This is a genomic window from Stenotrophomonas sp. GL_101, assembly GCF_057835675.1.
The window spans coordinates 2,580,521-2,593,223 of the sequence record NZ_CM174432.1 but is presented as its reverse complement, the minus strand read 5'-3'; the positions used below and the strand labels follow the sequence as shown (position 1 = coordinate 2,593,223).

General features: G+C 62.4%; 7 protein-coding genes. 6 read left to right on the top strand and 1 reads right to left on the bottom strand.

Features of this window, described 5'->3' with window-relative positions; translation table 11 throughout:
• Positions 1-16: 16 nt before the first annotated feature.
• The 4 genes from tssH to AC3IR9_RS11365 all read left to right on the top strand — a co-directional run bounded on the left by tssH (position 17) and on the right by AC3IR9_RS11365 (position 9,229).
• Complete coding sequence (tssH, locus tag AC3IR9_RS11380; RefSeq protein ID WP_489290865.1) at positions 17-2,767, top strand: type VI secretion system ATPase TssH; 2,751 nt, start codon at positions 17-19, stop codon at positions 2,765-2,767.
• A gap of 26 nt (positions 2,768-2,793) precedes the next feature.
• Complete coding sequence (locus AC3IR9_RS11375; RefSeq protein WP_489290864.1) at positions 2,794-3,147, top strand: hypothetical protein; 354 nt, start codon at positions 2,794-2,796, stop codon at positions 3,145-3,147.
• Positions 3,148-3,372: 225 nt separating this feature from the next.
• A complete protein-coding gene (locus AC3IR9_RS11370; RefSeq protein WP_489290862.1) occupies positions 3,373-6,264 on the top strand; it encodes a type VI secretion system Vgr family protein in 2,892 nt (963 codons plus the stop codon).
• A gap of 43 nt (positions 6,265-6,307) precedes the next feature.
• On the top strand, positions 6,308-9,229 hold the full coding sequence (locus AC3IR9_RS11365) for a DNA repair protein (protein WP_489290861.1): 2,922 nt from the start codon (positions 6,308-6,310) through the stop codon (positions 9,227-9,229).
• A 21-nt stretch (positions 9,230-9,250) separates the two neighbouring features.
• Here the strand turns inward: AC3IR9_RS11365 and AC3IR9_RS11360 are convergent, their stop codons facing one another.
• Positions 9,251-10,216, bottom strand: coding sequence for a formylglycine-generating enzyme family protein (locus AC3IR9_RS11360; RefSeq protein ID WP_489290859.1), 966 nt, complete (start codon positions 10,214-10,216; stop codon positions 9,251-9,253).
• Positions 10,217-10,457: 241 nt separating this feature from the next.
• Between AC3IR9_RS11360 and AC3IR9_RS11355 the strand changes: the two genes are divergently transcribed.
• Together AC3IR9_RS11355 and AC3IR9_RS11350 are read left to right on the top strand one after the other, a co-directional pair.
• Positions 10,458-11,489 (top strand): DUF6708 domain-containing protein, encoded by a 1,032-nt coding sequence (locus AC3IR9_RS11355; RefSeq protein ID WP_489290858.1) that lies wholly within the window; start codon positions 10,458-10,460, stop codon positions 11,487-11,489.
• A gap of 133 nt (positions 11,490-11,622) precedes the next feature.
• Positions 11,623-12,678, top strand: coding sequence for a DUF6708 domain-containing protein (locus tag AC3IR9_RS11350; RefSeq protein ID WP_489290856.1), 1,056 nt, complete (start codon positions 11,623-11,625; stop codon positions 12,676-12,678).
• Positions 12,679-12,703: the final 25 nt, after the last annotated feature.

The following is a 12,703-nucleotide window of genomic DNA, read 5'->3' as shown; positions in this document are numbered from 1 at the left end:
GAGCGCGTTTTCCCGCATGAGCATCAATCTCAAGACCCTGATCAGCAAGCTGGACGACGCCTGCCGCCTGGCCGCCGAGCGCGCGGCCAACCTGTGCATGTCGCGCGGTAATTACGAGGTTGATCTGGAACATCTGTTCCTGGCACTGCTGGAGCAGCCGCAAAGCGATTTCGTGTTGATCGCCCGTCGCTGCGGCATTTCCCCCGATGCGCTCGAGCGCGACCTGACCGATGAGATCAGCCAGTTCAAGACCGGCAACGGCCGCACCCCGGTGTTCTCCCAGCACATCCCCAAGCTGTTCGAGAACGCCTGGCTGATCGCCTCGCTGGATTCGGAAACCAGCCGGATCCGCAGCGGCCACCTGCTGCTGGCGCTGATGACCGAGCCGGAACTGTCGCAGCTGGCGTATCGCGGTTCCAAACTGTTCGTGCGTTTCAAGCTGGACGAACTCAAGCATGACTTCGCCAAGCTCACCGAAGGCTCGCAGGAAGCCACCCAGACCGTACGCAATGCCGATGCCGGGGCGGGCGAGGCCGAGTTGGGCGGTGACACGGCCGCGGCCGTGGACGGCGGCAAGGGCGGGCTGTCCAAGACCCCGGCGCTGGACCAGTTCACCACCAACCTGACCGAGCGCGCCCGCGAAGGACGTATCGATCCGGTCATCGGCCGCGATGGCGAGATCCGCCAGGTGATCGACATCCTGATGCGTCGCCGCCAGAACAACCCGATCCTCACCGGCGAAGCCGGCGTCGGCAAGACTGCCGTGGTCGAAGGCCTGGCGCGACGGATCGCCGACAAGGATGTCCCCGACGTCCTGCTGGGCGTGGAGCTGCATACGCTGGACATGGGGCTGCTGCAGGCCGGTGCCAGCGTCAAGGGCGAGTTCGAGAACCGCCTCAAGAACGTGATCGACGAGGTCAAGAAGAGCCCGCACCCGATCATCCTGTTCATCGATGAAGCACATACGATGATCGGCGCCGGTGGCACCGCCGGCCAGAACGACGCCGCCAACCTGCTCAAGCCGGCACTGGCCCGCGGCGAGCTGCGTACGATCGCCGCCACCACCTGGAGTGAGTACAAGAAGTACTTCGAGAAAGATGCTGCGTTGGCGCGTCGTTTCCAGGTGGTCAAGGTGGAAGAGCCCACCGAAGCGTTGGCCGCCGCGATGCTGCGCGGCATGGTTGGCTTGATGGAAGCGCACTTCAACATCCGCGTGATGGATGAGGCGGTGACCGAAGCGGTGCGGCTGTCGCACCGTTACATCAGCGGCCGCCAGTTGCCCGACAAGGCGGTCAGCGTGCTCGACACCGCCTGCGCCAAGGTGGCACTGGGCCAGAGCGCGACGCCGGCGATCATCGAAGACACCCGCAGGCACCTGGAGCGTCTGGATGCCGAGCTGGCCGCGCTGCAGCGCGAAACGGCTGGCGGTGCCAATCACCACGCCGAACGCCTGGGTGAACTGCATCAGCTGCAGGCCGATGCCCGGGCCGTACTGGCCACCAACGAGGCGCGTCTGTCCACTGAGCGCGCCCTGGCCGACCAGGTTCGCCAGCTGCGCCAGCAGATGGAAGGCGGCAGCGCTGACGCCACCACCGTCGACGCCGCCCCGGCCGAAACCGCGGTCGCCGACAAGCCGGCCCCGCGTGGCAAAAAGGCCGCGCCTGCCGCCATCTCGCCGCAGCAGACCGAGCTGGATCGGCTGCTCGCTGAACTGCGCCAGCTGCAGGGCGATACCCCGATGGTGCCGTTGCAGGTCGATGGTGGCGTGGTCGCCGAGATTGTCTCGGCCTGGACCGGCGTGCCGCTGGGCCGCATGGTCAAGGATGAGATCCGCACCGTGCGCAACCTCGGTGGCCTGCTGGTTGAACGTGTGATCGGCCAGGACCATGCGCTGGAAGCGATTGCCCAGCGCGTGCGTACCGCCACCGCCAAGCTTGAAGATCCGAACAAGCCGCGTGGCGTGTTCATGTTCGTCGGGCCGTCCGGCGTCGGCAAGACCGAGACCGCGCTGGCGCTGGCCGACATCCTCTATGGGGGTGAGCGCAAGCTGATCACCATCAACATGAGCGAGTACCAGGAGGCGCACAGCGTGTCCGGGCTCAAGGGCTCACCGCCGGGGTACGTCGGCTACGGCGAAGGCGGCGTGCTGACCGAAGCGGTGCGCCGTAATCCCTACAGCGTGGTGCTGCTGGATGAAGTGGAGAAGGCGCACCCGGACGTGCTGGAGATGTTCTTCCAGGTATTCGACAAGGGCCAGATGGACGATGCCGAAGGTCGTGAGATCGACTTCCGCAATACGCTCATCATCCTCACCTCCAATATCGGCGCCCCGCAGATCATGCAGGCCTGCCTGAACAAGCCGGCCGAAGAAATCCCCACTGCCGAAGCCCTGGGTGATTCGCTGCGCCCGGTGCTGATGAAGAATTTCAAGCCCGCGTTCCTGGGCCGCATGAAAGTCGTGCCGTACTTCCCGATCAACGACGACGTGCTGGCCCAGATCATCGCGCTCAAGCTCGGCCGCATCCGCGACCGTGTAGTGGGCAACCACAAGGCCACGTTCTTGTGGGACGACAGCCTGGTCGAGGCCGTGCTGTCGCGTTGCACCGAGGTGGATTCCGGTGCACGCAATGTTGATCACATCCTCAACGGTACGCTGTTGCCCGAGATCGCGGAAAGCGTCCTGGCAGCCATGGCCGAGGGGACCCGGATCAACACCATCAAGGTGACCGCAGGGAAGAACGGCGCCTTCAAATACAAGTTGTCCTGATTGTCGACTGGAAAGGAGATACGAACATGGATTTCTACGGATTCAACCGCGCCAAGGCCATTGCCAACTGCGGCAGCCTGGAACTGGGCCTGGCCCGCGATACCAACAACGTCCGCGCCTGGAACCGCCTGCGCCCGGAGCACATCGTCGAACTGCTGCACGGCGCATCGGCCGATGCCCGCCAGGATGCCCGCAACCTGGCCGCGCAGATCAGCCGCGCCGCCTGGCGCATCCAGACGCATGCCCCGGCCCAGGGCAAGGCCAACCAACTGGTCAGCAATGCCCGCGAAGTGTCGGTGACCGCCGGTGGCCGCGACTACCGCCTGCAGCTGAACGAAGGCACCACGCTGCAGCTGGAACGCATCACGCAGTCGGCCTGATCGGGGCGGCGGCAAGGCCGGCTGCGGTTCGCTGCGCCGGCGTTGTCGCAGGACTGTCGGGTAACCGACGCCGAAGGTGTGATTTTCATCTCAATTTGAGACCTGTGCGACGCCATGCCCACCCGGGTTTCGACCGGGGTGGGCGTTCGGGTACTTACGCTGATTTATGCTGACGATGGATCGCCCCAGTCGAGTTCACTGGGCTAATGAATGCGGGGAAGCATCATGGATTCCGTAACCAAGGTACTCGCCGCGCTTGCGGCACCGGGGCAATCGCAGCGCCTGCTGCAGCTGCGGACGTCGTTGGGTAGCGATGTGCTGGTGGCCGAGTCGCTGAGCGGCGTCGAACAGATCGATGGTGTTGGCTTCGTAGTGGACGTCTTCGCGTTGTCGGTGGATGCCAATCTTTCGCTGGACGCACTGCTGGGCCAGCCCGCCCTGTTGCAGATGCAGGCCACCGGCGCCGAGCGCCCGTTCCATGGCCGCATCACCGTCGCCGAGCGCATCGGCAGCAATGGTGGCCTCGCGCGGTATCGTCTGCGTCTGCAGCCCTGGTTGGCCTTCCTGGGCCAGCGCGTGGACAGCTATGTCTTCCACGATGCCAGCGTCGTGGACATCCTTGAGAACGTATTCGCCGACTATCCCGGCCTGGTCCCCGCTTGGCGCTGGGAACTGGCCGACCGGAGTCTCTACGCCACGCGCAGCCTGACCACGCAGTACCAGGAAACCGACCTGGCGTTCGTGCAACGCCTGCTGGCCGAAGAGGGCATCTATTACTGGTTCGAACATGCCGGCGACCCGGGCAGCGCCGATTTCGGCACGCACACCCTGGTCCTGGCCGACAACCACCTCGGCGCCAAGGATCTTGGCCCGATCCGTTTTCATCGTGGCGACGTCACCGAGCGCGACGACAGCGTGCAGCAGTGGTCAACCGCGCGCCGCTGGTGCACCACCAAGGTTTCCCGCACCACCTGGGACCACCGCACCCTCGAGCTGCGCCAGGCCAGCGCCGAAGCGCAGACCGCGCACGAGCCGGCCGGCGAAGACATCGACACCTGCGGCCCATACGGCTGGCAGGACAACGCCCGCGGCCAGCGCCGCGCGCAGCAGCACCTGGACGCGCTGCGCGTGCGCGCGCACACCCTCGAAGGGCAGGGCCGGTGGCGTCAGTTGACGCCCGGCACGCAGTTCCAGCTCAGCCAGCATCCGGGTGTCGACGCTTCCACCGCGTTCCTGTGCCTGTCAGTGCAGCACCAGGCCCGCAACAATTTCGAGGCCGATGTGTTCGACGCGCTGGAGCAGCAGCTCGGTCCGGCCGCGCAGGCGCCGCTGGACCTCCCCGGGGCATTGAGCGGCTTGTCGGTGGCCAGCACCTCGCCGGACCTCACCACCACCTTCTACGACAACCGTTTCGTGGCCATCCCGGCCGACGTGGTGTATCGCCCGCAGACCGACGACGGCCACGGCACCCGCCTGCATCCGCGCCCGTCGATCACCGGCACGCTCAGCGCCATCGTGGTCAGCGACGGCGAGCCGCTGCAGTCCGACCGTGACCACCGGATCAAGGTGCAGTTTCCGTGGCAGCGCGGTGGAAGTTCCAGCACGGGTCTGGTGCATCCCGGTGGTGACGACAACGCACCGGCGAACGGTGGCGCCTGGACCTGGGTACGCGTGATGACCCCGTGGGCTGGCGACAACTGGGGCGGGGTGGTGTTGCCCCGCCGCGGCCAGGAGGTGCTGGTGGCGTTCCTGGAGGGCGACATTGACCGTCCGGTCGTGGTCGGGGCGGTCTACAACGGCCGTGGCCAGACCGATGCGGCCCACAACCAGGTGGCCAGTGGCGGTGCCAATGCCACCGGCAATGCGCCGGCATGGTTCGACGGCAACGAGCACGCCGCCGTCTACACCGGCTTCAAGAGCCAGGCACTGGCCGACAGCCAGGGCGGGCAGGGCGGCTACCAGCAGATGCGGCTGGACGACACCGCCGGCCAAGGCCGTGCGCAGCTGTCCACCACCCAGCACGCCACCACGTTGACCCTGGGTCACCTCAAGGGCGGCGACGACAACGTGCGCGAGGCCGAGCGCGGCTTCGGCGCAGAACTCTCCACCCAGGCCTTCGGCGCGTTGCGTGCCGGGCAGGGGTTGCTGCTCAGCACCGAGCCGGGCGAACCGCAGCTGGCAGCCAACCAGGCGCTGAGCCAGTTGAAGGACAGCGCGGAGCTGCTACAGACGCTCAACGAGTCGGCGGTGAACCAACATGCGCAGCTACCCGACGAACCTGCCACGCTGCAGGCACACGATGCGTTGGAGCAGCTGCAGGAAAGCCTGCGCGCCACCCAGAGTGGCAGCGTGGCCGGCAGCATCAATGGGGGTGACGGCGATGCTCCGGGCTGGGACAAGCCGGTGCTGATGGGTAGCGGCGTAGCCGGTGTGATGAGCCTGACCCCGGCCGACCAGGTCTGGGTGAGTGGTACCCATACAACCCTTGCCAGCGGAGTCGCGCTCAATTGGCTGAGCCAGGGCTCGATCACGATGGCCGTGTCTGGCGGGCTGGTGCTGTACACCGCCGGCAACGAGCCCAAGCCGGGAAGCCCGAACCAGGAACGCGGCATCGCGCTGCACGCCGCGCAGGGCAAAGTGAGCGCGCGTGCGCACAAGAACCAGGCGATCCTGGCAGCCAAGACCAGCGTGAAGATCGCCAGCACGCAGGCCGACGTGCAGTTGTCGGCACCGAGCAAGCATCTGCTGGCGACGGCGGCGGGGGCCTACCTGCGGATTGAAGGCGACAACATCGAGTTGGGCGCGCCGGGCAAGGTGGAGTTCAAGGGGACGCAGCGGGAGTGGACGGGGCCGGCTTCGGTCACCGGTGCGCCGGTGATACTCAACACAGCCAGCGCTTTCAAGTTGAAGTATGTGCTGCGCGACTACACCGGTAAGACGATGGCCAACGCGCCTTACACCTTGCTGATGCCTGATGGAAGCATCAAAGAGGGCTCGACCAATGCCGAGGGCGAGACCGAGCAGGTGATGACGGCCGGTCCGGAGAACATCCATCTCATCGTCGGCGAGGATGAGCAGCAGCATGAAGGCTACTACCTCGCTCCCGAAGAAGGCTGAGTGGCCATGATGGCCCTCTCCGGATACATCCAGGAAGAATGACATGGCGAATGGAAATTTCAGGCTTACCTACGAAGACGCCAACGGCGGATTGCAGACGGCAAACAAGGTTCGTTACCGGATTCTGCAACTTCCTGCGCATGAGCAGGTCGCTGCAGGCGAAACCGACGACCAGGGTTACACGGTCAATGTGGACACGCAGAAGCAGGGGTATTTCCCCCTGACCAGCGTTAAGCCAATCGCACCGGTCATTCCCATGTCCGCGCCAAAGGTGTTGCGCTTCGTGCTGCAGGTGTGGGACTACGATTTGCAACAGTGGGCCGAGCCGGACCTGCGCAGTGCCACCAAGCCCGTACATGGCGGCAAGAACGAACTGTGCATCGAGCAGCGTGTGATAAGCATGGCGCCGATCATCTGTGAGCTTCGGCTGCAACCCTACGTGCGCGTACTCTTCCAGATGCAGGCCAATAACACGCCCATTGCCAGTGCGCCCTATGAAGCGTTCATGCGCAACAAGGACGGCGATGAAGTCGCTGGGCTGGACGCAGCGCGCAAACCGGTGAAGGGAGCGACCGGCAAGAACGGCATGACCCCCCGGATTTCGTGCAACGGGCCGCTGAAGTTCAAATTCACCTTGCCGGGCAGCAAATCCGGGCGATCGACCGACATGCTCAAGCCGTTGATCAAAGGCCAGCAGGTCACCAAGTACGTGCTAGGACTGAAGAGCCAGGTCGCCGCCACCGAGCCCAAGGACGGTCGTACTGCCAAGGTGCAGGGCAAAGTCAGTGCACCGGCCGTGCTCAACCCGCAGGCTGAGGAGATGTTGCTGCTCGGTCCCAAGGAGTGGGAGGAGTTCGAGGCGCTGAGCGGCCATATCGAAAACACCATGGCAGGCCTGCATCGGGCTCGCGACAAGCTTACGCTCGCCCTGCAGGGGCGCAGTCCGGAGGAGGTCAAGACTGCCGAGAAGGCGCTGGGCATTGCCGAAGACGATGTCGCCAAAATGCTCAATGACAAGTTCGACAAGCTCACCGAACTGCAGGAGCTGGTGACGTTCGAAACCTATGACAAGGGACGCACCACCGGTGATGGCGGGCTCAAGGACCGCATGGGGCTGCGGCGACGTTACATTCCCAAAGCCAAGTACGAGGATCTCAAGCGCCGACGGGTGAAGGGGATTCCGATCAAAGTGGACCTGGGGGTCAGCGGCAAGGTAAAGGCCGGCAATGGAACGGCATCGAACAAGGCTAAGCACGACCCGTACAGCAAGGAAGACTTTGATCGTGCCAAGTTCATGGAGTCGTTGAAGAAGATCACGACGTCGGCCAAGGTCAGCAAAGAGGTCAAGATGGACCCGTTCGTCTACGACCTCATCGAGGTTGCGGGCAACGAATTTGCCGAAACCGTGAAAAAAAGTGACAGTTACGAAGTGCAGAGTTCTGCGCAGTGGCTGCGTTTCGTTGCCGGTGCCGGGGCAAGCGCCGAAGCGAACTGGGATCCAAAGAAGAAGACCGTCAGTGCCAAGGCCCAGGCCAGTGCGTCGGCCAAACTGGTATTGCTGGAGGCCAAGTGGGTGCATACCTACTCGATGCCATCGGCCAAGGGTTGGCAGATGCAGTTCCAAAACATCGACCTGGGCGCCATTGTGTTTGTCGTGGCGTGCGAGCTTTACGGCTTCCTGGGTGCCAAAGCCTCGCTGGCCGGTTCTGCTGAAATAACCTATGACGGCAGCAAACCCAAGGCGACGCCGGCACGCCGCGATCGCAATGATTCGTTGGCCGAAAATTTCGATACCCAGCATGGTTTGCCGCGCGCCAATCTGGACCAGGCGCGGGCAGTGCCGATGGGGGCCCATGAAGGTGCACCGAAGGGAAGCAATGCGGGCGTGCAGCTCAATGCCGAAGTCTTTGCCGGGGTAGAGGGGGGGATCATTCCTTCCGGCGATCTGCGCTGGTTGCCGCCTGACCGTCGTGAACCGGTGAGTTTCGCTAAAATATCGGTCGACCTCGCTGGCAGTCTCGGCGCAGGGGCAAAGGCTCAGCTGGTCATCTATTTCGCCAACGGCAAGTTCCGCATCAAGGCCGCCGCTCGTTTGTGCTGGGGCATCGGGGCGAAGGGCGCTGTCGATTTCGCCGTCGATGCCGGCGGTATGGCCGAGTTCGTGAAGTGGGTCTACTACCAGTTGGCCCATGCCGGCTTCAAGGCACTGACCTACATCGCCCAGGATGCCTTCCAGGCGTTGTCGCAGATCCTGTTCATGATCATTGCCGAAGACAGCGCGCCGGGACAGTACCTGGTAAAGAACATTGCAGCGGTCAACGTGATGTTCGATACGCTGCAGGCACGCCTGGAACGTGCCGAATCACGTTCCAAGCTGGTGGACAGCATCAACAAGAAGCCGGAATGGCTGATTTACGCCACGCCGGAAACGCGCGGCATGTTGTTGTATGCAATCACCCGGCATTACGCTGAAACGCATACACGCAATGCGCCCACCATGGATGTGGGTTGGGATGACGTCCAGGTGCACGCGTTGCCGGCACACAAGCAGGCGATTCTCAATGTCATGCTGCCCATCACCACGCGCCCGGAATGGGAGAACGTGATGCAGCATATGACGATCGACGGTAGTCGTCGCGCTGATTCGGGCAAGGCCGAAGGCGACGTAGTGCGCTTCCTGGATTACGGCTGGTCGTTGAACAATGACCTGCCGTCGGTCTTCAAGCAGATGAACGTGCTGTCGCGGGACAAGCCCAAGAATGTCGGTAATTCCTATTTGCAGAAGTACATGGAAAAGCGCGTGGCGCTGCTCAATGAATTCCCGCGAGGTTATGAAGTGGCTTACCTCAACTCCATCGACGACCCGGTGCAGCTGGCCGCATTGGATGGAAGCGAGTCCCCCACCTTCGCCATGATGGACCCGCCTGACGTCTGGCTGCATCGCGACGATACGATGATGGCCTGAGGCTTGGGCCTGATGGGAGGCTCAGCCTCCCTTGGTGGCACAACGGAAGCCGTTGCCCTGGTTTGGATTGGGGCTGCCTTCCAGCACGTTCCCCTCCCCGTCGGTGACCGGCCCCGGGGAGGGCACTGCATGGCTGCGGCTGAACGTCATCGAGGTGATCGACAACTGGTCGGCGGCACGGTCGGTACTGCTTCGCTGAACGCGCTCGGTACCCGAGGCGGGGCCTTGGGGATTATGGGTCTGGCTGGCGTCGTATTGCGGGGAGTACCAATCGCCGACCCATTCCAGCCCGTGGTCGACCATGTCGTACAAGCCAAGCGGAATCGGCGGGAACGCTCCGAGTGAACTGACACGGGTGCGTTGTCCGTGTTTGCGGGCGAATGCGTCGTACTGCGCGATGCTGGATACATTTCGACCCTCCTCCAGCTCGCCGTTGTCAGTGGCATACACCCGCATCTTTCCACCATCGCGCGCCGCATACTCCCACTGGGCCTCGGTCGGAAGTGTCAAGGGTGTTCCCACCTGCTTGCCGATCCATTCGCAGTAAGCCACAGCTTGCGGCCAACTGACGCCGGCGGCGATGTCCGGGAGATTGCGGTAGTTCCGATCAATTTTCGACTGCGCCACGCGAGGCTGGTCGACTGCATCGGAGTAGATGTCGAAGTCCTCATACGTCACCTTCCTGGCCAGGATGGAGAAGCCGTCGAGCTTCACCTTGCGCAGCTCATCGTCGTCAACAGCACTGGAGTAAGGCAGCTTCTCTTCGTTGTGAAGGGGGCCGAAATCACCCATGAGGAATGATCCGCCCGGCACCGATACAAGCTGCTTGCGAGTCTTGGCTTTCAGTGCTTCGAGTAGCGTTGCCGCACTGGCATGGGATGCGTCCTTGGCCACCTGCTTGCCATTGTCAGCATGACAGGCGACCACGGTGCTCAGCATCAGGCTCAGTGGTAGAAGGGCGATCATCAACGGACGCTTGAAAGCCATGCCAGGTTCCTTTGACAGTTAGGGGCTCAATGGTAGCAATCGGCCTGCTTCAAGTGTGAATGCAGCAGGCTCAGCAGGATCTGCCAGCAAGGCGGTTCTTCCGCACTACTGGACCGCGTTGGACTATATTGCCTGTTCCATGCGGGCGTGATGTCTGAGTCGGGTTTGAAAAAGATTTTCCGCTCGGGTCGGCATGGCTGGCGCAGCTGGCTTTTCCTTCCGTTACCACTGGAGTGTATGGATGGGTAGTTTCTCCGGCTGGCTGGTCAGTCCGTTCAAGGTTGGACGGGTGATTTCGGCGAAGGAGGCGAGGGCAGACCTCCGCGTTGCGGATGTCCCACGCCTGGAGCCCTTGAGCAAGGGTGTCATTCGCCTTGACTCGACCTGCCTGGAATACCTGGATCGTTACTTCCTGTTTCGTGGATTTGGCGTCCTGGGGGGCGGCATGCTGTTCTTGTTTGCCAGCCTTCTTGGAACTGCCGGCATCAACGGTCTTCTGCAGAGTTCCCACGGCGAGCTGGCACCCGTGTTGTGGGGCGTGGTGGTGATGGGCGTGATGTGCGGTGCACCGGCGCTGGTGGCGTTGAAGATGCTGGTGCTGAAGGATGCCTTCCGCTACACGCACTATCCGGTGCGCTTCAATCGCACCTTGCGCAAGGTGTTCGTTTTCACCGGTGGCAACCGAACCCACCTAGAAGTGCCGTTCGACGAGGCGTTCTTCTTCATTCATGAAGATGGGGGCGCCGGTTCCAATAATTCGCGCACCTATGATCTTCGAATGCACATCCTTGACAAGGGCATGGTCGTCCACACGGTGTCGATTGGCTCGGACGGCGGCGGAAGCCCCGGCATCGTCCTGGCGCATTGGGAAATGATCCGTCGTTTTATGGATGAAGGCGTTGAGGCGCTTCCCTTCCCACCGCTGGGCATCTTTGCGTCTTCGTACGTGTCGCTGAAGAACGCCTTGATCATCCCGTTCGCAGTACTGAGTGGTCCACTGCGATGGATCCTGTCGCCCGTTCTGATCCTGATTGGTATGGCCCGATATCTGGCGTTGGTCACCAGCCGGCGCCCGACCTGGCCGAAAGCGGTAGACGCCGAATGTGCGCCGGGGCCGTCCTCGAACGTGCTGTGCGAACCGCGAGTCTATGGTGACCTGCCTGGCGGAAAGGTCGCTGAGTCGGCCTTCATGGCCTATTGGCAGGCAGCGGAATCGAAGGCGTGTGCGGCCGATCCTGCGTTGGCCGAACTGTTCGGCCGGGAGGCACACTGAGCGGCCTGCCGGAAGGATGACAAATTGCAGAATTTCTTCGAGAAGCGCCTTTTCGCTTGGTTGACAGAGACGTATCGGCACAGGAGCTTTGACAAGCAGATGGAAGAAATCCAAGTCGCCTTGAAGGATTGAAATGGATTACGCGGGTATCGATGCAAGAAATCTCAGGTTTCCGGTCAATCGCCCCTTGACCGACCAGGAGAGGATGGAGAAGTTGGATTCGACGCGATCCACGGGTGTTCCTCCCCGTATCGGGTTGTCCCTGATCAAGTTCAACTCGACATACATTGAGCTCGTAGATCGGTGGTACCCCGTCAAAGGCTTCAATGTATGGCTGTCTGTCCTGGGGGCATTGGCGTTTGTTCCAACGTCGCTCTATCTGCTCATCAACCTCATCATTTTGGGTGAACCCTTCCGAGAAGATGAGCGTTGGATACTGTGGTGTTTCTGGGCATTCATCGTGCCGATCTCGCTGTTCATCCTCGGTGGCATTGTGTGGTTGTTCAGAAGCGAGTGCTTCCGGTGGACGCACTATCCAATTCGTGTGGACAGACGTAATCGCAAGATCCACTTCTTTCGGCAGAATGGCACGGTCGCGACGGGGGACTGGGATAGCCTGTTCTTCTTCATCGGCGAGTCCACCACGCCGCCGATAGGAAGGACTAACGACGTGCGAGTACACTTCCTGTCCGAGGATGGCGCGACCGTCATTGAAACGTTCTCGCTTGGCTATGAATACATGGGTGGGCGACAGGACTTACTTGGCCTATGGGAATTCTTCTGTCAGTACATGGAAGGTTCCGAAGACGACGTCGCGCGACTGCGCGCCATGGCGCCGATCTACATGCCAGTACACGACAGGAAAGAGGGATTTGTATTCGGTGTGGTCAGGGCTTTTGCGAACTTCGCTCGCTGGCCCTGGCTGCACCTTGTCTTCTCGCTCCCCTTTGGCTTCATTGCCATGGGGCGCTGGTTGGCCATGACGACCAGTCGGATACCGCGTTGGCCTGCTGAGGTCCAGGCCGCCAGCGTGGTCAGAGAAGACGACCAGCATCGCCGCGATTGGCGGGATAATCCGCCGCTGGGGTTCGTGGATAGAACGTGGCCGATGATCTGTACCGCTGTCGGCGTACTGACTGCCATTTGGATCCTATATGTGATCGAGCAGGCACTGGCACTGCGCGCGTGATGCCGTCGGACGACAACAGGACGTC